The 20,808-nt window shown below is 67.7% G+C and carries 24 protein-coding genes; 4 read left to right on the top strand and 20 right to left on the bottom strand.

Annotation, left to right across the window (positions count from 1 at the left end; all coding sequences use genetic code 11):
• Positions 1-8: 8 nt before the first annotated feature.
• Genes ACW18C_RS12810 through ACW18C_RS12820 form a run of 3 tightly spaced genes read right to left on the bottom strand, consistent with a single transcriptional unit; the run spans position 9 to position 2,994 of the window.
• A complete protein-coding gene (locus tag ACW18C_RS12810; RefSeq protein WP_008260327.1) occupies positions 9-1,049 on the bottom strand; it encodes a sensor histidine kinase in 1,041 nt (346 codons plus the stop codon).
• Complete coding sequence (locus ACW18C_RS12815) at positions 1,046-1,471, bottom strand: response regulator (RefSeq protein ID WP_231492442.1); 426 nt, start codon at positions 1,469-1,471, stop codon at positions 1,046-1,048. The genes ACW18C_RS12810 and ACW18C_RS12815 overlap by 4 nt, the downstream gene beginning before the upstream one ends.
• Positions 1,468-2,994, bottom strand: a complete 1,527-nt coding sequence (locus tag ACW18C_RS12820) for a sensor histidine kinase (RefSeq protein ID WP_035305615.1) — start codon at positions 2,992-2,994, stop codon at positions 1,468-1,470. The genes ACW18C_RS12815 and ACW18C_RS12820 overlap by 4 nt, the downstream gene beginning before the upstream one ends.
• A gap of 131 nt (positions 2,995-3,125) precedes the next feature.
• On the opposite strand from ACW18C_RS12820, the gene ACW18C_RS12825 reads away from it, so the two are divergent.
• The gene (locus ACW18C_RS12825) at positions 3,126-3,842 is read left to right on the top strand and encodes a hypothetical protein (RefSeq protein ID WP_492071258.1); all 717 of its coding nucleotides are present in this window, start codon (positions 3,126-3,128) and stop codon (positions 3,840-3,842) included.
• Positions 3,843-3,860: 18 nt separating this feature from the next.
• Here ACW18C_RS12825 and flhA read toward each other — a convergent pair whose 3' ends face one another.
• The 10 genes from flhA to ACW18C_RS12875 form a co-directional block, all read right to left on the bottom strand.
• Entirely contained in the window at positions 3,861-5,957 is a 2,097-nt protein-coding gene (flhA, locus tag ACW18C_RS12830) for a flagellar biosynthesis protein FlhA (protein ID WP_426025421.1), read from the bottom strand.
• A gap of 7 nt (positions 5,958-5,964) precedes the next feature.
• A complete protein-coding gene (gene bla / locus ACW18C_RS12835; protein ID WP_492071260.1) occupies positions 5,965-6,849 on the bottom strand; it encodes a class A beta-lactamase in 885 nt (294 codons plus the stop codon).
• Positions 6,850-6,863: 14 nt separating this feature from the next.
• The gene (gene flbD, locus ACW18C_RS12840; protein ID WP_035305627.1) at positions 6,864-8,282 is read right to left on the bottom strand and encodes a sigma-54-dependent transcriptional regulator FlbD; all 1,419 of its coding nucleotides are present in this window, start codon (positions 8,280-8,282) and stop codon (positions 6,864-6,866) included.
• Positions 8,283-8,351: 69 nt separating this feature from the next.
• Positions 8,352-8,684: a flagellar motor switch protein FliN gene (gene fliN, locus ACW18C_RS12845; protein WP_008258919.1), complete on the bottom strand. Its 333-nt coding sequence runs from the start codon at positions 8,682-8,684 to the stop codon at positions 8,352-8,354.
• Positions 8,684-9,331, bottom strand: coding sequence for a FliH/SctL family protein (locus ACW18C_RS12850; RefSeq protein ID WP_492071262.1), 648 nt, complete (start codon positions 9,329-9,331; stop codon positions 8,684-8,686). The genes fliN and ACW18C_RS12850 overlap by 1 nt, the downstream gene beginning before the upstream one ends.
• Position 9,332: 1 nt before the next feature.
• Complete coding sequence (gene fliG / locus ACW18C_RS12855) at positions 9,333-10,367, bottom strand: flagellar motor switch protein FliG (protein ID WP_008262778.1); 1,035 nt, start codon at positions 10,365-10,367, stop codon at positions 9,333-9,335.
• Positions 10,367-12,004 carry a flagellar basal-body MS-ring/collar protein FliF gene (fliF, locus tag ACW18C_RS12860; RefSeq protein ID WP_492071264.1) on the bottom strand — a complete coding sequence of 546 codons (1,638 nt, stop codon included), beginning with the start codon at positions 12,002-12,004 and terminating at the stop codon, positions 10,367-10,369. Before fliF ends, fliG begins: the two co-directional genes overlap by 1 nt.
• 96 nt (positions 12,005-12,100) lie before the next feature.
• Positions 12,101-13,144 (bottom strand): alpha/beta fold hydrolase, encoded by a 1,044-nt coding sequence (locus tag ACW18C_RS12865; protein ID WP_492071265.1) that lies wholly within the window; start codon positions 13,142-13,144, stop codon positions 12,101-12,103.
• A complete protein-coding gene (locus ACW18C_RS12870) occupies positions 13,141-13,749 on the bottom strand; it encodes a uracil-DNA glycosylase family protein (protein WP_492074028.1) in 609 nt (202 codons plus the stop codon). The genes ACW18C_RS12865 and ACW18C_RS12870 overlap by 4 nt, the downstream gene beginning before the upstream one ends.
• Complete coding sequence (locus tag ACW18C_RS12875; protein ID WP_492071266.1) at positions 13,739-14,041, bottom strand: DUF3253 domain-containing protein; 303 nt, start codon at positions 14,039-14,041, stop codon at positions 13,739-13,741. Before ACW18C_RS12875 ends, ACW18C_RS12870 begins: the two co-directional genes overlap by 11 nt.
• A 47-nt stretch (positions 14,042-14,088) precedes the next feature.
• Between ACW18C_RS12875 and ACW18C_RS12880 the strand changes: the two genes are divergently transcribed.
• Positions 14,089-14,523, top strand: coding sequence for a PaaI family thioesterase (locus ACW18C_RS12880; protein WP_008262173.1), 435 nt, complete (start codon positions 14,089-14,091; stop codon positions 14,521-14,523).
• On the opposite strand, the gene ACW18C_RS12885 is transcribed toward ACW18C_RS12880, so the two are convergent.
• From ACW18C_RS12885 to ACW18C_RS12915, 7 genes are all read right to left on the bottom strand, one after another.
• Positions 14,507-15,145, bottom strand: a complete 639-nt coding sequence (locus ACW18C_RS12885; RefSeq protein WP_040349723.1) for a YoaK family protein — start codon at positions 15,143-15,145, stop codon at positions 14,507-14,509. The two genes, ACW18C_RS12880 and ACW18C_RS12885, sit on opposite strands and share 17 nt — an antisense overlap.
• 6 nt (positions 15,146-15,151) lie before the next feature.
• The gene (locus tag ACW18C_RS12890) at positions 15,152-15,772 is read right to left on the bottom strand and encodes a glutathione S-transferase family protein (protein WP_008258672.1); all 621 of its coding nucleotides are present in this window, start codon (positions 15,770-15,772) and stop codon (positions 15,152-15,154) included.
• 26 nt (positions 15,773-15,798) lie between these two features.
• A complete protein-coding gene (locus ACW18C_RS12895) occupies positions 15,799-17,073 on the bottom strand; it encodes a NupC/NupG family nucleoside CNT transporter (protein WP_035305644.1) in 1,275 nt (424 codons plus the stop codon).
• A gap of 83 nt (positions 17,074-17,156) precedes the next feature.
• Positions 17,157-17,585 (bottom strand): DoxX family protein, encoded by a 429-nt coding sequence (locus tag ACW18C_RS12900; RefSeq protein ID WP_492071269.1) that lies wholly within the window; start codon positions 17,583-17,585, stop codon positions 17,157-17,159.
• Positions 17,582-18,346 carry an HvfC/BufC family peptide modification chaperone gene (locus ACW18C_RS12905; RefSeq protein ID WP_492071271.1) on the bottom strand — a complete coding sequence of 255 codons (765 nt, stop codon included), beginning with the start codon at positions 18,344-18,346 and terminating at the stop codon, positions 17,582-17,584. Before ACW18C_RS12905 ends, ACW18C_RS12900 begins: the two co-directional genes overlap by 4 nt.
• On the bottom strand, positions 18,343-19,191 hold the full coding sequence (bufB, locus tag ACW18C_RS12910; RefSeq protein ID WP_492071273.1) for an MNIO family bufferin maturase: 849 nt from the start codon (positions 19,189-19,191) through the stop codon (positions 18,343-18,345). Before bufB ends, ACW18C_RS12905 begins: the two co-directional genes overlap by 4 nt.
• Positions 19,191-19,484, bottom strand: coding sequence for a BufA1 family periplasmic bufferin-type metallophore (locus ACW18C_RS12915; RefSeq protein WP_492071275.1), 294 nt, complete (start codon positions 19,482-19,484; stop codon positions 19,191-19,193). Before ACW18C_RS12915 ends, bufB begins: the two co-directional genes overlap by 1 nt.
• Positions 19,485-19,636: 152 nt before the next feature.
• On the opposite strand from ACW18C_RS12915, the gene ACW18C_RS12920 reads away from it, so the two are divergent.
• Positions 19,637-20,179: a sigma-70 family RNA polymerase sigma factor gene (locus tag ACW18C_RS12920; RefSeq protein ID WP_035305656.1), complete on the top strand. Its 543-nt coding sequence runs from the start codon at positions 19,637-19,639 to the stop codon at positions 20,177-20,179.
• Complete coding sequence (locus tag ACW18C_RS12925) at positions 20,169-20,804, top strand: NrsF family protein (RefSeq protein WP_492071278.1); 636 nt, start codon at positions 20,169-20,171, stop codon at positions 20,802-20,804. The genes ACW18C_RS12920 and ACW18C_RS12925 overlap by 11 nt, the downstream gene beginning before the upstream one ends.
• Positions 20,805-20,808: the final 4 nt, after the last annotated feature.

A 20,808-nucleotide genomic window follows, 5' to 3' on the forward strand; every position in this document is an offset into this window, starting at 1 on the left:
AACTGACCCTAGAGGTCGAAGGCCAGCCGGGCGCGCACGCCCTTGTGGGCGGCGTCGAACTCGACGGCCGAACGCAGTCCCGAGGCCATGGCCGAGATGATCTTGCCGCCCAGGCCCGTGCCCTTGGGCGCGCCGTCGCCCAGGCCCGGGCCGTCGTCCTCGACCGTCAATATGGCGCGATGTTCGCCCTCGGGCTGCAGCTTGATGCGGATCTCGCCGCCCTGCCCCGGCAGATAGGCGTATTTCACGGCGTTGGTGACCAGTTCGGCGACGACGACGCCCAGGGACACGGCCTGATCTGTCGTCACCCACATCGGCGCGGCGTCCACGACCAGGCGCGGCGAGCCTTCGCCCGGACCGACGGACTTGGACAGTTCGTGCATCAGGCCTTCGAGATATTCGTCCATGGCCACCCGGCTCATGTCGCCCGAGGTGTAGAGGCGGCGATGGACGTGGGCCACGGCCTCGATCCGCGCCTGGCATTCCCGCAAGGCCTCGCGCGCGCCCTCATCGGTGATCTGGCGCATCTGCAGGGACATGAAGCTGGACACCAGTTGCAGCGAATTGCCGACCCGGTGATTGACCTCGCGCAACATGGCCTCGGCACGGTCACGGGCCAGACGGACTTCCTCCTGCGCGATGTCGTTCTCACGCTGCAGCCGGCGACGCAGAACGGCGTCTTCCAGGGCCGACCGCAACAGGGAGGTGAAGTCTTCCGACACGTCCTTGATGACATAATCCGCAGCGCCCGCACGCAGGGCGGCCACAGCGATCCGGCCCTCCTGGGCGCCGGTCACGTAAACGACCGGGGGCGGCGCGTTCAGGGTCAGGATGTCCGGCAGAACGTCCAGCCCGTCGCGGCTGGGCATATAGTGGTCCAGGGCGCAGACGTCGTATTCATGGGCCGCAAGCAGCGCCAGCCCGGCGTCACCATCGGGCGCGCAGGTCACGGCGAAGCCGTGGCGGCTCAACTCCTTCTCGACCAGCCGCGACAGGCCGCGGTCATCGTCGATATAGAGCAGTCGAATGGCGCCGGAGATTGCGGTCACTCGATCTCCGGGGCCTGCATCACCGACAGGAACAGACCCAGTTGGCGGATCGCGCCGGCGAAGGATTCATAATCGACCGGCTTGGTGATGTAGACGTTGCAGCCCAGGTCGTAGCAGCGCTGAATCTCGACCTTGTCGTCCGTGGTCGTCAGAACCACGACGGGCGCGCGCTTCAGTCGGTCGTCGGATTTCACCTTCTCCAGAATGTCGGTGCCCGACATATCCGGCAGGTTCAGGTCCAGCAGGATCAGCAGCGGGCCGTTGGCCAGGATTTCCGCACTGAACAGATAGTCGAGCGCCGCGCCGCCTTCGTCGAAATGCTTGATCTCGTTGCTGATATTCGCACGGCGAATATTCTTCTCGATCAGTTTGGCATGACCGTGGTCGTCTTCGACCATGATGATTTTGACGGGTTGCGTCACAGCACGCCTCCGGGTTCGGACAGGATCAGTCGTTTGGGGAATTTCAGAAGGAAAGTCGAGCCCTTGCCAAGCTCGGACTCCAGATCGATGACCCCGCCGATCCTGCGCACGCTGTTGCGCACGAAGGCCAGGCCCAGTCCCTCCCCGGCGCGGTCCTGCTTGCCCGAACGACGGAACAGTTCGAAGATTCGTTCATGGTCCCTGGGCGCGACGCCGCGTCCATTGTCGGCGACCCGATAGACGATCCAGCCGCCGGGCACCTCTTCCCCCGAGACGACGATCTCGCCCGGCCGGCCGGCGTCCAGATATTTGACGGCGTTGTCGATCAGATTGCCCAGGATCTGTTCCATCGACAGACGGTCGCTCTCGATCGGCGGCAGGCTTTCGACGACGATCCGTGCGCCGGAGGCCTCGGTCTGATGGTGGACGCTGTCGGCGATGTTCTGGGCCATGGCGGTCATGTCCAGCCGCTCCGGCGCCAGATTGCGCCGCCCCTCGCGCGACAGTTTCAGGATGGCGTTAATCAGCCGGTCCATCTTTTCCGTGGAGGCCCGGATGAAGCCCAGGGCCTCCGGCATGTCCTCGCGCACGGCCGTGACGACGTCGGCGCTGACAGGGCCTTCGGCCTCCGCCTCGCGGATCGCCGCATCGATCACCTTGCCAGCCTGCTCCAGTTCGGAAGTGTAACCCATGACATTGACCAGGGGCGCGCGCAGATCGTGGCTGACGATATAGGCGAACCGCTGGATCTCGTCGTTGGCGCGGGTCAGGGCGGCGGTGCGGTCGCGGACCGTGTCCTCCAGGCCGGCGTTCACCGCATCCAGTTCCTCGCGCGCCCTCTGGATCTCGCCGACGTAGCGACGCACCATCCAGGCCGACAGCAGGGCCAGAATCAGCACCAGAAGGCCGGTCATGGCGTTCATCAACACCGTGACGAAGGCGGATCGCTCGGATGCATGGGTGCGGTCGGCGATGCGGGCGGACTTGAGGGCGTCGAAGTCGTCGATGGCCACGCGCAGCTCGTCCATGTAGCGCTTGCCTTCGCCGGAGCGCACGGACTGGATCGCCTGCCCTATGCGACCCGCGCGCGCCAGGGCCAGCGTGCCCTCCATTTCTTGAAGCTTGGCGTCCGCCAGGCGTCGTATGCGCGCCACCGGCTCCTCCAGGACAGGGTCGCCGACCACGCCCTGCTCCAGAAAGCTGAGGGCCGGCTCCCGCTCCGCCCTTGCGGCCTCGAAGGGCTGAAGGAAGTCGCTCCGTCCGGTCAGCAGAAAGCCGCGCTGCGCCGTCTCGGCGTCCAGCATGGAGATCAGGACGGTGCGTGACGCCCGCCGCATCTGCTGTGCATGTTCGATCGTGTCGTTCACCGTCGCGGTGCGCCGGATCATGACGAAGGTCGAGATATTCACCGTAAGCAGCAGGACGAAGGCCAGGATCAGCAAACCCGAGACGGATCGCACAAGCGACGGCGTCCGCAGGAAGGTGCTGAAACGCGACCAGTTCTGGCTTTGTCGAGGTGTCATGCCACGAGCATTAGCGGCGCCGGGGCGTGCGTCAAACGCCTGTTGCACGAAACCTGCGGGCTTTTCGCGGCTTGTGGTTAATATGGCCCGGCATGACCTTGCGGGGGCGGGGCTTAATCGGGGACGGGACGATGATCGGGTGGTGGTGGATTTTGCCGACGGCGGTGGCGCTGATCGGGCTGGTTCTGTTGATCCGGGGCTTGCGGGCCCTGTTCGGCGGCAAGCCTCTGAGCGGGGGCCTGGGCGCAGTCTTCGGCGGGGCCATTCTCTGGGCCGCCTGTCTGGCCGCCCTGTTCGGCATGAATATTCAGACCTACGCCCGCCTCACCTACGAGCGTCCGGTCGCCACCCTGACCCTGCGCCAGATCGGGCCGCAGTATTACGAGATCAACCTGGTCCAGCCCCCGCGCGAGGGCCAGGCCGCCGCTGCGGGCGCCCTCTATCCGGTTCACGGCGACGACTGGCGGATCGAGGCCCAGGTCCTGAGGTGGAAGCCTTGGGCCAATGTTCTGGGGCTGGATGCGCAATACCGGCTGGACCGGCTGTCCGGCCGGTATCGAGCCATCGAACAGGAGTTGCACGGCGAACGCAGCGCCTATGACCTGGCGGCGGCCGAGGCCAACGCCCGCAACGGCGCCGTCCCCTTCAAGGTCGAGGCCTGGGACGCCATCCGCCGCTACCGGCGCTATGTTGATGCTGCGGACACCCTGTACGGCTCGGCCGCCTACATGCCGATGGCCGACGGCGCCCGTTACGAGGTCTGGATCACCCAGTCGGGCCTGGTCGCCCGCCCCGTCAACGACGTCGCACGCAACGCCTCGGCCGGCGGTTGGACCATCGCGAACTAGGCCGCGATCCAGTCTGGTCTAAACCTGCCCCAGGGTGCGCAGCTTGGCGCGCGGGTGGATCTCGTTCTGACTCATCACCACCGTCTGCCCGCGGAAGCGCTCGATGATCGAGCGGACATAGGGGCGGGTCTGGGGCCCGGTCAGCAGGACGGGATTTTCGCCTGACATGGCGATCCGTTCGAAGGTCTCGCGCACGGATCGGATGAAGTCCTGAAGCCGTGACGGCGCCATGGCCAGTTGCTTGTCCTCGCCGCCGCCGACCAGGCTCTCGGCGAAGGCGCTCTCCCACTCCGGCGACAGGGTGACGATGGGCAGGGCGCCGTCGCCGCCCTGGTGCTGCCAGCACAGCTGGCGGGCCAGGCGGGCGCGGACGTGTTCGACCAGGGTGGTGACGCTCGTGCTGTGGGGCGCCGCCTCGGCCAGGCCCTCCAGGATCGCCGGCAGGTCGCGGATCGAGACCTTTTCGCGCAGCAGGGCCTGAAGCACGCGCTGCAGGGTGGTGACGGTGACGACGCTGGGGATCAGTTCCTCGACCAGCTTCTTCTCCTCGACCCCCAGTTCCTTCAGCAGCTTCTGCACCTCGCTGTAGGACAGCAGATCGGCCATGTTTTCCTTCAGGATCTCCGTCAGGTGGGTCGTCAGCACTGTCGAGGGATCGACCAGCGTATAGCCGTGGAAGGTCGCTTCCTCGCGCAGGTTCTCGTTGATCCAGGTGGCCGGCAGGCCGAAGGCGGGTTCGCGCATGTGTTCGCCCGGCAGTTCCACCTGGCGGCCGGCGGGGTCCATCGCCATCAGATGGCCCAGACGCACTTCGCCTGCGCCGGCGTCCATCTCCTTGATGCGGATGGCGTAGCCCTGGGTCGGCAGGCGCATATTGTCGAGGATGCGCACCTGCGGGATGACGAAGCCGTATTCCTGAGCCAGCGACCGGCGCAGGGCCTTGATCTGGTCGGTCAGGCGACGCCCCTCCAGATCATTGATCAGGCTGAGCAACGAATAGCCCAGCTCGATCTTCACCTCGTCGATGGTCAGGATGCTGGAGATCGGCTCTTCGACCTCCTCCTTGGGCTTGGCCGCTGCGGCGGCGATCTCGGCCTCCGTCGGCTGCGGCTTCAGCCGGCTGCGTCCCAGTTTCCAGGCCATAAAGCCCGAACCGATGGCCAGGGCGGCGAAGGGGATCAGCGGCATGCCGGGGATCAGGCCGATCAGGCCGGCGGCGCCGGACACAACGCCCAGCGACACCGGGTTGGTGGCCAGCTGGGTCACCATGGCCTTGTCCGCCGTACCCTCGACGCCCGCCTTGGACACCAGGAAGCCGGCGGCGATCGAGATGATGATGGCCGGCACCTGCGTCACCAGACCGTCGCCGATGGTCAGCTGCACATAGGTGTTGGCGGCCTCCATCGCCGGCATGCCGTGCGTCAGGGTTCCGATCAGGACGCCGCCGATGGCGTTGATGAAGGTGATGATCAGACCGGCCACGGCGTCGCCGCGCACGAACTTGGACGCGCCGTCCATGGCGCCGAAGAAGGTCGATTCCTGCTCCAGCTCCTTGCGGCGCAGCTTGGCCTGATCCTCGGTGATCAGGCCCGACGACAGATCGGCGTCGATCGCCATCTGCTTGCCCGGCATGGAGTCCAGGGTGAAGCGGGCCGAGACCTCGGCGATCCGGGTCGAACCCTTGGTGATGACGACGAAGTTCACCACCAGGATGATGGCGAAGATGATCACCCCGATGATGAAGTTGCCGCCCATCATCAGCTGGCCGAAGGCGTTGATGACCTGACCCGCCGCGTCGTGGCCTTCCTGGCCGTGGGTCAGGATCAGGCGCGTCGAAGCCAGGTTCAGGCCCAGGCGGAACAGGGTCGAGACCAGCAGCACGGTCGGGAAGATGGCGAAGTCCAGCGGCCGCTTCATCATCACGGCCGTCATCAGGATCAGCACGCTGGACACCAGCGAGATCGCCAGCAGCAGGTCCAGAAGCATCTTCGGGACCGGCAGGATCAGCAGCATGATCACGCCGATCACGCCGACGGCCATCAGCACTTCGCCGCGATTGACCCAGCCCAGGACGTCGCGCCCGGTGGGGCGCGCCATGCCGTCCTTCATCATCATGGGCGTATCAGTCACGGCCCAGCGCCTTCAGGGCGCGGCGGGTCGCCTCGGCGATCACGGCGTCGCGCTGATCGTCGGTCGCCTCGGTCGCGCCGGTGAAATAGGCGGCGACGATGACCGGCGAACCGCTCAGCGGCGTCAGCATGGCGATGTCGTTGGCCGTGCCGTTGGCGCCGGTCCCGGTCTTGTGGGCCACGGTCCAGCCTTCGGGCGCAGCGGCCTTGATCCGGTTCGGGCCGGTTGGCGAGGCCGTCAGCCAGCCGTGCAGCAGGGCGTCGTTCTCCGGCGTCAGCCGCTCGCTGAAGGCCATCTCGCGGATATTGGCCAGCGTCTGCTCGGGCAGGCAGGTGTCGCGCGGGTCGTTGGGCAGGGCGGTGTTCAGGTCCGGCTCCAGGCGCGAAATCACGGTGGTGGTGTCGCCGAACGTCGGCCACCACGAACGCCATACGGCGATTCCGCCCATTTCGCGGATCAGGATGTTGGCGGCCGGATTGTCGCTGACCTCCACCGTCGCCTGCATCAGTTCACGGATCGTCAGCGTGCGGCCCACGGCCTTTTCGGTCACAGGCGCATGGGGGACGATATCGGCGCGGGTGACGGCGACGGCGCGATCCAGGCTCTCCTCGTCGCGCTGCACCCGTTCCAGGGTGGCGGCGGCCAGAAAGGCCTTGAACGTCGAGCAGAAGGCGAACCGCTCCTGGCCGCGCCACAGCACGCGTCGGCCGCTGGCGACGTCCAGGGCCGCGACGCCGAGCCGGCCGCCGTGACGCGCTTCAAGATCGCTCAGGAAGAAGTCCGGCGCCTTTTCGGCCGGGATCTCGTCCTGTGTGCGCGGCGTGCAGGCGGCTAGGACCAGCGCACCGGCGCCGGCGATCAGCTTTCGTCTGTCCACACCGCGCCCCATGCTCAGGCTGCGTAGCCCGAGGCGGAGACGCCCGACTGGGGCGCCGGGATGGTCGTGCCCTCGTCGGCGTATTCGTTCAGCTTGTTGCGCAGGGTGCGGATCGAGATGCCCAGGATGTTGGCCGCATGGGTCCGGTTGCCCAGGCAGTGGGTCAGGGTGTCCAGGATCAGGGTCTTTTCCATCGCCGCCACCGTCTGACCGACGAAGCTGCGCGTCACCGCATCGGCCGCCTGGGCCGCCCGCGCCGCGACGCCGCCGCCGTAGGGGTTTTCCTGACCCGTCGAGGCCGCGCCCATCATGCCCGAAGCCGGGGTCAGGGGCTGACCGTCCGGCAGGCGGATGGCGTCGACGTCGATCTCCGGCCCGGTCGCCAGCAGCACCGCCCGGTGCATGGCGTTTTCCAGCTCACGGACGTTGCCGGGCCAGCGGTGGGCGCTGATGGCTTGGCGTGCGCGCGCCGAGATCGGCCGAACCGGCACGCCGTTGGCGGCGGCGTATTTCTTGATGAAATGCTCGGCCAGAACCCCGATGTCGCCCGGCCGCTCGCGCAGGGCCGGCAGGCGCAGATTGACGACGTTCAGCCGGTACAGCAGGTCTTCGCGGAACGTGCCTTCCGACACGGCGCGGGCCAGGTCGCGGTTGGACGTGGCGATGATGCGGATATTGACCGACACAGGCTTGGAGCCGCCGACGCGGTCGATGACCCGTTCCTGGATCGCGCGCAGCAGCTTGGCCTGAAGCCGGGCGTCCATTTCGCTGATTTCGTCCAGCAGCAGGGTGCCGCCATCGGCCTCTTCGAACTTGCCGATCCGGCGCGCGACGGCGCCGGTGAAGGCGCCCTTCTCGTGACCGAACAGCTCGGATTCCAGCAGGTTGTCGGGAATGGCCGCGCAGTTGACGCTGATGAAGGGGCGTTCCGACCGGCGCGAATTGTCGTGCATGTAGCGCGCCATCACCTCCTTGCCGACGCCGCTTTCGCCGGTGATCAGGATCGAGGCTTCCGAGCGCGCCACCTGGTCGGCCAGTTGCAGCACCGCCTTCATCGACGGGTCGGCCGAGATCATCGGCTTCTCGTCGTCGGCGACAGCGGCCAGGACGGCGGCGATCAGTTCCGCGTCGGGCGGCAGGGGGATGAACTCCTTGGCCCCGGCCTTGATCGCCGCCGCAGCCTCGCGCGCGTCGGCGTCGACGCCAAAGGCGACGACCGGCACCGTGATCCGTTCGGCCTCGTTCGCGGCGATCAGGGCCGCGATGTCGAGCTGGTAATCGACCATCAGAAGGTCGGCGCCCTGCCCCCGTCGCAACTGCTCGGTCGCCTGGTCCGCACGCTCGACGTGACTGACCTTGGCGCCGTGCGCCATGGCCATCTTCACCGCCGAAGCGAGCTGTCCGCTCAGTCTGCCTACCACCAGAAGACGCATTGTTCTTCTCCTCTAAACTTTCATCCGGGTCGCCGTCGTTCAGCCGCGCAGAACCTGCGCGGGGTCGCTTCAGCCCCCCGAGTCCTCGGTCTTGATGATTTCCGTCATGGTCACGCCCAGCCGGTCGTCGACGACGACGACCTCGCCGCGCGCGATCAGACGGTTGTTGACGAAGATGTCGATGGCCTCGCCGACCTTGCGGTCCAGCTCCAGCACAGACCCCTTGTTCAGTTTCAGCAGCTGGGCCACCGACATGTGCGACTTGCCCAGCACGGCCGAGATGTTCACCGGCACCTCGAAGACCGTGGCCAGGTCGGCGGCGGTCTTGTCGCCATGATCATCGACCACGGCCAGGGCGGTGGAGTCCGGGAACTCCTCGAGCGAAAGATCGTCGGAGGCCATCAGAAATCACTCCGGTCAGTATTGATAGGGGGTTCGGCATGCCCGGCCTCGGCGGCCAGGGCGGCGGTCAGAGCTTCGGCCACGCGTGTGGCCGAGCCTTCCGGATCGTGGTCGGCGCGGCCGTCGGCCCATTCCAGCTGGAAGGCCGCAACTCCCATGCCCGGCTCGTCGCGGAAGGCGACGACGCCGGTGAAACCGCTGTCGGCGCAGGCCCGCTCGATCTGGGCGCGGCCCTCGTCGTCCAGACCGGCTGCACGCACGACCAGACGCGGCGAAGCGTCGATCTCCTGGGCCAGCGCCTCAAGGGCGGCGCGCAAGGGGGCCTGGGGGAAACGCTCCAGCGCCGCGCCGCCGATGGCCCGGGCGGCCGCCAGGGCCAGGTCGGCCGACTGTTCACGATGCGTCTGGGCCACGTTCCTCAGCGAGGGCAAGGCCGCCGCCACGCCCTGGGCGATATTGGTCAGAGCCATGGCCCGGATGTTCTCGATCTCGTTCAGCGCCTGCTGGCGCGCCTCCAGCTGCGCATGGGCGACCAGGGCGTCCACCTCGGCAGGCAGATAGCTGCGCTTGGTCGGCTTCCAGGCGCTTTCGCGCACCACCGAACCGTCGGCGTCGAACTCGGTATCGAAGGCGAAGGGAGTGCTCATGTCAGTAGATCAACTCGTCGTCGGTGCCCTGGCCGGCCAGCATGATCTCGCCGCGCGCCGCCAGATCCTTGGCGACCTGCACCATGGCCATCTGGGCGGTGTCGACGTCCTTCAACCGGACCGGCCCCATGGATTCCATGTCCTCGCGCATGATCTTGGAGGCGCGTTCGGACATGTTGGAGAAGAACATCTCGCGAAGCGGCTCCGACGCGCCCTTCAGGGCCAGGCCCAGGGAGTCCTTGTCCACCGCCCGCAGCAGCGTCTGCACGCCGCCGGGGTCCAGCTTGGACAGATCCTCGAACACGAACATCAGGGCGCGGATCCGTTCGGCGGATTCGCGGCTGCGCTCTTCCAGAGCGCCGATGAAGCGCGCCTCGGTCTGGCGATCGAAACTGTTGAAGATGTCGGCCATCATCTCGTGGCTGTCGCGCTTGGAGGTGCGCGCCAGGTTCGACATGAATTCGGTCCGCAGCGTCGCCTCGATCTTGTCCAGGATCTCGCGCTGGACCGGCTCCATGCGCAGCATCCGCTGCACGCATTCCAGGGCGAAATCTTCCGGCAGTGCGGTCAGCACGCGGGCGGCGTGGTCCGAACGCACCTTGGACAGGATGACGGCGACGGTCTGCGGGTATTCGTTCTTCAGATAGTTGGCGAGAACCGCCTCGTTCACATTGCCCAGCTTGTCCCACATGGTCCGGCCGGCCGGACCCCGGATTTCCTCCATCAGGCCATCGACGCGGTCCTTGGGCAGGAAGGCGGCCAGCAGCCTCTGGGTCTGTTCATAACTGCCCATGACCGAGCCCGAGCCGGCCAGGCCCGAGACGAATTCGATCATCAGGGCCTCGACCGCCTCGGCGGTGACATTGCCCAGGGTGGCCATGGCCTGGGAGATCTCCTTGACCTCCTCGTCGTCCAGCCGTTCCCACAGGGCGGTGTGCTCCTCGCCCAGAGCCAGCAGGATGACGGCCGCCTTTTCAGGCCCCGTCAGCTTGTTGGGATCGTCGATCGACAGCTTCTTGGTCACGAGCTTGGCCATCAGCCTTCGGCCACCCAGTTGCGCAGGATCCCGGCGGCCTCATCGGGGTGCGCCTGGACGAAATCCGCGACCTTCTTGACCGAAGACGCCTTCACCTGACCCTCGATACGGGCGATGTCGATCTTCTGATCCATCTCGTTCGGGGCCGGAAGTTGCACCAGCTGGGGCTGACCGTCGGCGCCGATGACGGTCGTCGTCACCGTGGCCACGGGCAGGCCGGCGGGGGCTGCGGCCACAGCCCCAGGCGCCGCGCCGCCCGCCGTTTTCAAAAGCGGACGCAGCACGAAGAAGATCAGCAGCAACGCCACGACGGCCAGGATGCCCAGTTCGATCAGCCGCATCACGTCGGTGCGGGAGAAGTCCAGCAGCGACGACTTGCCTTCCAGACCGCCGGCGATGCCGGTGTCGTGGTTGAAGCGGACGTTGATCACCTCGATCTTGTCGCCCCGCGCCTCGTCGATGCCTGCGGCGGCGGCGACCAGGGACTTGATCTGGGCGATCTCCTCGGCGGTTCTCGGCGCATAGGTCGGCTCGCCCTTGCCGTCTGCGGCCGGGGTCCACTTGCCATCGACGGCGACGGCGACGGCGAGTTTCTTGACCTCGCCCGGCTCCTTGGTCGTCGTGGTCGTAGTGTTCGAGATCTCGTAATTTGTCGTCTCGGCGTTTTCCGCACTGGTCGCGCCGGCCGGCGTGGTGGCAGGCGGCGCGCCGCCGGGGATGTTGTTGGCGGCCGTCACGCCGCCGTCGTTCTGGCCCGTGGTGTCCGAGGATTGCGAACCGTTGGCGGTGGTCGAGCGCACGACCTGACCGTCGGGATCGAACTTCTGCTCCTGGGTGGTGGAACGGCTCTGATCGATGTCGGCCGTGACCTGGACGCGCGCAGCGCCGATGCCGACCACGCCTTCGACGATATCCTTGATCCGCGACTGCAGCTGGGCCTCGGTATTGCCCTTGGTCTCGGCGGCGGAGGCGGACGAGAAGGTTCCGTCATCGGACCCGGCCGCCAGGGTGCGGTTGTTCTGATCGGCGACGGTGACGCGGTCGGGCTTCAGGTTCGGCACGGACGAGGCCACCAGGTTGCGGATCGCCCGCACCTGGTCAGGCGTCAGATCCCGACCGCCCAGCCCGACCAGAACGGCCGCTGTGGGGTCTCCGGCCGCAGCGGTGAACATCTCGCGACGCGGCATGGTGATGTGGACGCGAGCGGCGGTGATGCCGCGCATGGACATGATGGTGCGCGACAGTTCGCCTTGCAGCGCGCGCTGTTCATTCAGTTGCTGCTGGAACTCGGTCTGGCCCAGCACCGACTGGTTGTCGAAGATTTCGTAGCCGACGGATCCCGAGGTCACGAGGCCCTTTTCCGCAATCAGCATCCGCGCGGTGCCGACGTCGTCGCGGTTCACCATCACGGTCGAGCCGTCGCCCTTGGACGTATATTTGATGCCGGCCTGTTGCAGGGCCGAGGTGATCTCGCCGGCCTCGCGCAGATCCAGGTTGGAATACAGCAGGGCGTCCGGCGCCTGACCCATGCGCAGCATGACAGCCACCAGCACGGCGGTCACGCCTGCGGCGACGCCGAGGACCGCAGCCAGACGACCGATCCCGAACTTCTGCAACGCCGCCGTAAAGCCGCCCACGCGTTCCCGCCCCAAACTCGCGGGAGACACTGACGCCCCGCTAGGCAGAAAATGCCGCCTGGATGGTAAACGTCACGTTAAGAGACGTTTACGGGGTCACCGCCGGCTCGCCGCTCGGCCATCGGGAGCGGCCGGCTTCTCCAGCTCCGGCAGCACCGCGGGCGCGCCCGACGGCAACGCCGCGTCGGGATTCCTCAGCCAGGCGGCGACGTCCCGGTAAACGATCTCGGCGTCCAGATCGCGGTTCAGCAGATGCCAGCCGTTCGGATACCAGGCCGTCTTCAGGGCGCCGCCGTCAGCCTGCGCGCGCTCCAGGGCCAGACGCATCGGCCCCCGCTTCACGATCTCGTCGTGCGCGCCATACATCAGCACGGCGTCGCCCCGGATGCGGCCCAGGCTGCGCGACGCCGTCTCCATCAGATCGACCAGGCCATAGACGGTGTCGAACCGGGTCGCGAGAATGTTCATCGGATCACGCCCGTTGCGGATCAGCTCCAGCGTATTGCTGGAGGCGTGGATGTCGCGGGTGATGAACTCGGGCGGCTCCAGCGCCACATCGCCGAGCGCGCGCGCCGCGATGTTCAGGGCCACGCTGTTCAGCGGCCCCTGGGTCGACCACCCCCAGACCCCCGGCGCCAGCAGCACCAGCCTGTCGGCGTCCGGCGGATTGTCTGAACCGAAGGCGGCCGCCGCCACCGATCCGCCCATGCTCTCGCCCACCACGGCGATGACGGCGTCGGGATAGCGGGCGCGGGCCAGGGCCGTGACCTCGCGCAGGTCGTCGGTCATCCGCGCCTGCCCGGCCCAGACGCCCCGCCCCGGTGCGGCGCCGAAGCCACGCTGGTCATAGGCCCAGGTCTCGATCCCCTGTTCGGCCCACCACGGCCCCGCCAGACGGAAGCTGGCGTCGTGGTCGTTCATGCCGTGCAGGGCCACGATCACCGCCCAGGGCGCCCGATCGGTCGGCCCCCAGCGCAGATAGGGCAGCCGCGCCCCGTCCGACATGACCAGGGCGCGATCCTCGACGTGAGCGCCGGCGAACCCCGGCGGCGGCGTCAGCGGCGGCTGGATGTGGGGCGCGGCGCAGGCGGACGCTCCCAAGGTCAGAGCGATGGCGGCGGCGGGGAAAGCGGGCTTCATGCGCGCATCCTTGCGGGGGGCGTCAGAATCGAACGCACCCGTTCCCGCAGATAGGGAACCACCTCGTCCTCGAACCAGGGGTTCTTCCTCAGCCAGGCCGTGTTACGCCAGGACGGATGCGGCAGCACCAGCAGGTCCGGCGCATAGTCCCGCCACGCGCGCACCGTCTCCGTCATGTTCCGCTTCGCCCGCTCGCCCAGCGCCCAGGCCTGGGCGTAGCCGCCGACCAGCAGGGTCAGCTCCATCTGCGGCAGGGCGTCCAGCAACTGCGGCCGCCACAGGTCGGCGCACCGGCTCGGCGGCGGATGGTCGCCCCCTTTCGGGGCCGTGCCCGGATAGCAGAAGGCCTGGGCCGCCACGCCGATGCGGCGGTCGGCGTAGAAGGTGTCGTAGTCCACGCCCATCCAGTCGCGCAGCCGGTCGCCCGACGGGTCGGTGAACGGCAGGCCGCTTTCATGCACCCGCCGCCCCGGCGCCTGGCCGCAGATCAGCAGCCGCGTCTCGGGAAAGACCCGCACCACCGGGCGCGGCGTATGCGGCAGCATGCCCGCGCAGGCGCGACAGGCGCGGATGTCGCTCAGGACTGCGTCCAGATCAGTCGTCATCATCCTCGACGACCGGCGGACGGCGGCTCAGCGCCAGGGCCGTCTCTTCCTCGGTCGGCTGGCGCAGACGCGTTACCCCTCGGAAATTGTCCGGATCGACCGGCTTGCCCTTCTTGGTGATGGTCAGCTTGCCCTGGCGCATCAGGCTCAGGGCGAGGGCGCGCACCTTGGGCAGCATGCGCTGCCACTGCTCGGGCTGTAGCTCTTTGGCCACGTCAGCCGGCTCGATGCTCTTGCCGGGCTCCAGCCCGGCGATTTTGTTCAGGATTGCGGTTTCGATCGGATCGCTCATTGCGCCTATATGCTGCACAGCGAGACCAGAAGTAAGGCCGAGTCGTCATGCCGAAGAAAATCACCGTCACCGAGGGCGAATTCGCCGGCTGGCAGACCTATGACCTCCACGACACCTTCGACGTCGTGGTGGGGCCCTTCTACGGCAAGCTCGATCCTGACGGTCACATGCGCTGCGCCTTCCGCGCCGAGCAGAAGCACATGAACGCCGGCGGGCGGATGCATGGCGGATGCCTGATGACCTTCGCCGACATCGCCATGTTCCAGATCGCCTATCAGGAGATGGAGGGCGCCTCGGGCGTCACGGTCCAGCTGGACTCCACCTTCATCGACGGCGCCTATGTCGGCGAACTGATCGAGGCGACCGGCCAGGTCACCAAGGCGGGCAAGAGCCTGATCTTCGTGCGCGGCCAGATCAACACGGGGGAACGGCTGCTGATGACCTTCTCGGGCGTGATCCGCAAGTTCACGCCGCGCGGTTGAGCCGCACGATCAGGGCCATAAGCACGGCGAAGCCGGCGGCGGGCCAGAGGGCCGCCAGTCCCAGACGGCCGAAGGTCAGGGCGCCCAGCACCGCCCCGAAGCTCAGCCCTGCCCAGAGGGTGAGATAAGCTTTGTAGGCGTATCGGTCTCCGCCCTTCACAGCGCCGGCCAAGGCCTGCCCCAGCTTGACCAGGGTTCCGGTCATATAGGTCAGGCTGACCCCGACCTCTCCGTTCCTCAGGAAGACCGAGTTCTCGGCGCCCATGGCCATGACCATCAGACCGACGGCGGCAGGCGTCAGCCCGGCGCCCGCCGCAGCGGCGGCCAGCGCCAGCAGCAAGGCCTCAAACATCAGCACCCGACTACGCGAGCGTACGTCCTCGCCGCCCGCGACCAGGGCGCCGGCGAAGGATCCCAGGACGAACAGGCCGAGTATGGCGGCCAGATGCGCCGCCGCCGGCCACTGTCCCTCGGCCACGCTGGCGGCGAACCGGGTGGAGTTTCCGCTCATGAAGGAGACGAAGACGCCGCCCAGATGCAGAAAGCCCAGACTGTCCACATAGCCCGCCAACCCCGCCAGCAGCAGGGCCAGCCAACGATCCGACGGCGTCAGCAACCGCAAGGCCGTTCAGACCCCGGCCTTGGCCGCCGGTCGGTCTCGGCAGGCGTCGAACCAGCGGTGCAGGTTCTCGAACTCGGCCGGGGGGCGATAGCGAACCATCCGCGCGAAATCCAGGCCGACCACCGCGACGATGTCGGCGATGGTGAACCGGTCCAGGGCGATGAACTCCCGCTCGGCCAGATGCCGGTCCAGGGTCTTCATGAACCGTTCCGCCGACAGCCGGTTGTAGTCGGCCACCTGGGGAATCTGCACCGCCTCCAGCGCCGCCAGGGCCGGATGCGAGTGGCGCACGTTCAGCATGATCGGGTTGGACAGATAAAATTCGCACCGGCGGGTCCACATCTCGACCACCGCCTGTTCGCGCGCATCGCGACCGAACAGATTGGGTTCCGGATACAGGGCCTCCAGGTAGCGGCCGATGGCCACGGATTCCGAAATGGTCGTGCCGTCGTCCAGCTCCAGCGCCGGCAGGTGGGGCACCCCGACCTTGTCGCGATATTCCGGCTTCTTGTGATCACCCGTCAGAATGTCGATCTCGACCAGTTCGACGTCCTCGACGCCCTTCTCGGCCATGACCCAGCGGACCCGGCGCGGATTGGGCGCGCGGTGCGAGGTGTAGAGCTTCATCGGACGCCTCCGTTCTTTTGAAAAACCTACTGCCCGAACACCGCCGCTGGCAAGGCGCCGACGACGGCCGCGCTCATCAGGGTGGCCATGAAGCCGGCGAACAGGGCCTTCCAGATCAGGCTCAGCACCTCGTGCCGGCGTTCAGGCATCAGCACCGACAGACCGGTCACGGTGATGCCGACCGAGCCGATATTGGCGAAGCCGCACAGGGCGTAGGTCATCAACATCCGCGTCCGCTCGCTCATCGCCTCGGCCGGCAGCTTGCCCAGATTGATGAAGGCCACGAACTCGGTCAGGGTCAGTTTGACGCCCAGCAGCCAGCCGCCCAGGGCCGCCTCGCGCGCCTCGATCCCGATCAGCCAGGCGAAGGGAGTGAACAGGACGCCCAGGATCCGTTCGACCGTCAGCGGCTCGCCGAAGATGATGATGCCGCCCAGCATCAGGTTGACCAGGGCCACCAGGGCCACGAAGACGATCAGCACGGCCGAGATGTTCAGCACCACCATCAGGCCGTCCGACGTGCCCTTGGAGATGGCGTCGATAGCGCTGTCATACTTCAGGGCCGAGTCATAGCTGATCGACTGGATGGCCTCCTTGTCCGGCTCGGGCACGATGATCCGCGCCAGCAGCACCCCGGCCGGGGCCGAAACGATGGAGGCGACCAGGACGTGGCCGGCGGCGTTGGGCAGGGTCTGTGACAGGATGCTGGCGTAGGCGACCATGGTCGAACCGGCCACGGTCGCCAGGCCCACGGTCATCATCAGGAAGATCTCGGACCGGCTCAGCTTGTCCAGATAGGCCTTGATGACGATGGGGCTCTCGATCGTGCCCAGGAAGATGTTGGCCGCCACAGCCAGAGCCGAGGCGCCGCCCAGGCCCATGGTGCGCTGGAACAGCAGGCCGAAGCCGCGGATCAACCACTTCAGGATCTTCCAGTGCCACAACAGGGCCGACAGGGCCGAGATCACCATGATCAGCGGCAGGACGTTGAAGGCGAAGGTGAACAGCGCCCCCTCGTTCTGAACCGCATAGGGCTGGTCCCCGCCGGCCAGATAGCCGAACACGAACCGCGTCCCCTGGGCCGTCGCAACCGCCAGCCCGTCGATGGCGCCCGTCACCGCCGCCAGCACCGTGCGCGACCCCGGAATGCCGAACAGCGCCAGCACCAGCCCGGCCTGAACCGCCACGGCGCCCAGGGCCAGCTTCCAGGGAAAGACCCGGCGGTTCTCTGAAATCGCCCAGCACAGGGTGATGATGACGACCAGGCCGAACAGGCTCTGGAGGTTCAGAAGGCTGAACATGAAAGATGGATCCCTGACCGGCCCGCGCCGGCTTCATCCGCTTCAAGGACAAAGTGACGCGGCTGACAAGGGGCGTGCGCGTATCAGTCGATCTTCAGCACACGGTCCAGACTGATCGCACCCGGCCCGCGCGCGATCAGATAGGCCAGCGGTCCGGCCCAAAGCAGGTGGACGGGCCAGCCGCCCGGCTCGACGAAGAGCTGGATCACCAGGGTCATGAACAGCAGGCCCGCCGCCGCCGGCCGCGTCGCCAGACCCAGCACGATCAGGATCGGCGCCAGATGTTCGGCATAGGTCGCCAGATGCGCCGCCAGGTCGGGCGCCAGCAGGGGCAGGCGGTATTCCTCGGCGAACAGGTAGCGCGTCGAGGGCGTGATCGTCAGCAGTCCCTCGACCTTGGTCCGCCCCGACAGGAAGAAGGGCGTGGCGACGCCCACGCGCAGCAACAGGGCGAGACCGGCCTCGGGTACGGCGGCGGTGATGCGTCTATGGATATCCGCGATGCGGTTCATGGTCGGTCCTTTGGGATTGAGGGTGAAGTGAAGACGCCGAGCGCGATGAGGGCGGCGAAAACAGCGGACAGATCCAGGCCGGGCGAGGCGGCCTGGGCCGCAGCCGCAGCGACGCCGAACGGCCGGTTGAGGCGGCAGGCGTCCAGAAAGACCCATTCCGCGCGACCCAACCGCCGCGCCTGCACCTCGGCGCACGAGCGGTGCACCAGCAGGCCTTCAGCCTCGGCCCGCCATTCAAGAGACGCGTCCGCGGACGGATAGCGATGCGCGAGCCAGAGCGAGGGCGCCGTCCACTCGAACCAGAACAGCTGGACCGATGGGTGCAGAGCCGCCGTCGCCCCCGCCAGGGCGGGTCCGAGCGCGGCGGCCTCCCGCGCCTCTAACGGCGCTGCATCCTCCGCGAGATGGGCCTGGGTCCAGGCCCGGTCCAGCCGGGCGCAGGGCGCCAGATAGGTCATGTCCCGCGCCGGCTCGAAGCGGGCCAGCCAGTCGGGAAAGCCTGCGCCGTAGTCAGCCAGGACCGGCGTATCGCCTGGTTGTTCTGCGACGAAGGCGGCGGCGGCGGCGCGGAACCAGTCCTCGCCGACCATCTGCAACACGGTGGGATAATTGGCCTCCAGGGCGTCGATCCGCGCCTTGATCGTCGTGTTGCGATAGACGGCCAGCGCCCCCAGCGTCCGGTCGCCCGGCTCCAGGTGCGGCCACAGGGCGTCCAGGTCGCCAGTCAACGCCCTGTCGAAAGCGGCGTGAAACCCGGTCACGCCACCGCCTCCACGGCGGCCAGCGCCGCAGCGGCGCGAGCCTGTTCAGACAAAAGGACCGGGAATTCGGGAACATCGCCGTCGCGCTCGACCAGGGTCGGCCGGGGACCGATGCGCGCGATCAGACGATCATAAAGCGCCCAGACGGTCTCGGACACGGGGGCGTCGTGGCTGTCGATCAGCAGGGCCTCGCCCCAGACGGGATCGGGGCGATGGCCCGCGAGATGGATCTCGCCCACCAGCTCGCCGGGGACGGCGTCCAGCCAGGCCTCGGCGGCGAAGCCCATGTTCGAGGCGCTGACATGGACGTTGTTGACGTCGATCAGCAGGCCGCACCCGGTCCGCCGGGCGATCTCGACCAGAAACTCGACCTCGTCCCACTCATGACCGGCCAGGGCCAGATAGGCGGACGGGTTCTCGATCAGCAGCCGCCGCCCCAGGACGCGCTGCACCTCGTCGACATGGTCGCACACCAGGTTCAACACCTCGCGGCTGCGCGGGACGGGCAGAAGATCGGGATGATAGACGCCGCCGCGCCGCGACCAGGCCAGGTGTTCGGACACCACAAAGGGTTCGAACCGGTCGATCAGGGCGCGGAACCGGGCCAGATGGTCGCGATCAGGGCGTTCATCTCCAGCCAGTGACAGGCCGACCCCGTGCAGAGACAGCGGGCGAACGGCGCGCACCGTCTCCAGCCAACTCAGGCGGGGGCCGCCCGCGACCATGTAGTTCTCGGGATGAACCTCGAACCACAGGCCGCGCTGGGCTCCGGCCGCCGGACAGGCCGCGGCCTCCGAATAGTGCTGGGGCTTCAGACCCAGTCCGGCGGTCGGAGCGGCGGACATCAGCGGTTCGCGATCGGGGTCAGCGAGCCATGGCCCCTGGGCGTCTGGATCGAGGCGCAGGTGCCCTTGGCGACCAGTTTCCAGGCATTGCCCTGATAGTCGCGCACCGAGGTGCCGGCGCAGGTGGTGCCGGGCCCGGCGGCGCAGTCGTTCTGGCCGGCCTTGGCCACGCCATAGCATTTCTCCATGGCGTTTTCCTGCTGGGCCGTGGGCCGGTTCTGCGCGGCGGCGGCGTTGGCGCCCAGGGCCAGCAAGGCGCCGGCGCCGACCAGGATCTTGGCGGAGATATTCATGGGACGATTTCCTGTGTGACAGCCGTCCGGGGCGGAGCGGCCTGACAGCAGAGGTTTCGGTCCCGGCGCGGCGAAGGTTACGAGAAATATTTCGTCGTCGTCCGCCGCCGGGCGTGTAACCTTCGCCCCGTCCGGCGCGAATGGGATGCTGCGTGGTCGACAAGGAAGCCGAGCTCAAACGTCTGATGTTGCGGGGTCTCGACGGCGACCCCGTGGCCTGGCGCGCCCTGCTGACCGAAATGCGCGGCGCCCTGACCCCCTTCTTCAAACGTCGCCTGACCGGCTGCGAGGCCGATGCGGAGGATCTCGTGCAGGACTGCCTGATCGCCATTCACGCCAAGCGCGCGACCTATGACCGGTCGCTGCCCTTCACGGCCTGGGCCTATGCGATCGCGCGCTACAAGCTGATCGATCATTTCCGCCGCCAGGGCCGCCGTCACGACGTGCCGCTGGAGGAGGCGTCGGTCCTGCTGGCAGATCACACGGTCGAGGACGGCGTCGTCCGCCGGGATCTGAAGAAGGTCCTGTCCATCCTGCCGCTGCGCCAGCGCCGCCTCATTGAGGATGTCCGCGTCGGCGGTTTCAGCCTGGCCGAGGCCGCCCAGCGCAACGGCTTTACCGAGGGCGCGGCCAAGGTCAGCGTCCACCGCTCCATGAAGACGCTGGTCGCCAGCGTGAACCCAAATGAAGACTGACGACCTGATCGACGCCCTGGCCGCCGGACTTGAGCCGGCCAAGCCCGCACGGCCCAGCCCCGCCCTGCTGGGCGCCGCCGCTGCGGCAGCCGTGGCGGCCGTGGCCCTGCTGCTGGGCGTCCGGCCTGATCTGGCGCAGGCGCTGCAGGGGCCGATCCCCTGGCTGAAGGGAATCTACACCGCCGCCCTGGCGGGAACCGGGATCTGGCTGGCGACACGGCTCGGGCGACCCGGCGTCGATCCGCGCCCGGCCGCCTTCGCCCTGCTCGCCGTCGTGGCGGCGGCGGGACTGTGGGGCGTGATCGAGATGAGCCTGACCCCGCCGGATCAGCGCATGGCCGGCTGGCTGGGCCAGACCTGGGACATCTGCGGGCGCAACATCGTGCTGGTCTCGGCCTTCGCCGCGCCGCTGGTGTTTCTGTCGGCGCGGCGGCTGGCGCCGACACGGCCGACGACGGCCGGTCTGGCGCTGGGTCTGGCGACGGGCGGCATCGCCGCCACCGCCTATGGTCTGCTGCACTGTGGCGAGGCGACCGCCGCCTTCGTCGCCACCTGGTATACGCTGGGCGTCGCGGCCGCCGGCCTGATCGGCGCCGCCGTCGGCCGCTTCGCCCTGCGTTGGTGACGCC

It is taken from the genome of Brevundimonas sp. FV1ye7S (assembly GCF_058680995.1).

Coding starts and splice junctions, on each gene's coding strand:
- ACW18C_RS12925 (WP_492071278.1), top strand. CDS start 20,169: ATGAAGACTGACGACCTGATCGACGCCCTGGCCGCCGGACTTGAGCCG.
- flhA (WP_426025421.1), bottom strand. CDS start 5,957: ATGATGATGAAGGACGGCATGGCGCGCCCCACCGGGCGCGACGTCCTG.
- bufB (WP_492071273.1), bottom strand. CDS start 19,191: ATGTCCGCCGCTCCGACCGCCGGACTGGGTCTGAAGCCCCAGCACTAT.
- ACW18C_RS12875 (WP_492071266.1), bottom strand. CDS start 14,041: ATGAGCGATCCGATCGAAACCGCAATCCTGAACAAAATCGCCGGGCTG.
- ACW18C_RS12825 (WP_492071258.1), top strand. CDS start 3,126: ATGATCGGGTGGTGGTGGATTTTGCCGACGGCGGTGGCGCTGATCGGG.
- ACW18C_RS12850 (WP_492071262.1), bottom strand. CDS start 9,331: ATGAGCACTCCCTTCGCCTTCGATACCGAGTTCGACGCCGACGGTTCG.
- ACW18C_RS12820 (WP_035305615.1), bottom strand. CDS start 2,994: ATGACACCTCGACAAAGCCAGAACTGGTCGCGTTTCAGCACCTTCCTG.
- ACW18C_RS12900 (WP_492071269.1), bottom strand. CDS start 17,585: ATGAACCGCATCGCGGATATCCATAGACGCATCACCGCCGCCGTACCC.
- ACW18C_RS12890 (WP_008258672.1), bottom strand. CDS start 15,772: ATGAAGCTCTACACCTCGCACCGCGCGCCCAATCCGCGCCGGGTCCGC.
- ACW18C_RS12895 (WP_035305644.1), bottom strand. CDS start 17,073: ATGTTCAGCCTTCTGAACCTCCAGAGCCTGTTCGGCCTGGTCGTCATC.
- fliG (WP_008262778.1), bottom strand. CDS start 10,367: ATGGCCAAGCTCGTGACCAAGAAGCTGTCGATCGACGATCCCAACAAG.
- flbD (WP_035305627.1), bottom strand. CDS start 8,282: ATGCGTCTTCTGGTGGTAGGCAGACTGAGCGGACAGCTCGCTTCGGCG.
- ACW18C_RS12915 (WP_492071275.1), bottom strand. CDS start 19,484: ATGAATATCTCCGCCAAGATCCTGGTCGGCGCCGGCGCCTTGCTGGCC.
- ACW18C_RS12865 (WP_492071265.1), bottom strand. CDS start 13,144: ATGAAGCCCGCTTTCCCCGCCGCCGCCATCGCTCTGACCTTGGGAGCG.
- fliN (WP_008258919.1), bottom strand. CDS start 8,684: ATGGCCTCCGACGATCTTTCGCTCGAGGAGTTCCCGGACTCCACCGCC.
- ACW18C_RS12880 (WP_008262173.1), top strand. CDS start 14,089: ATGCCGAAGAAAATCACCGTCACCGAGGGCGAATTCGCCGGCTGGCAG.
- ACW18C_RS12870 (WP_492074028.1), bottom strand. CDS start 13,749: ATGACGACTGATCTGGACGCAGTCCTGAGCGACATCCGCGCCTGTCGC.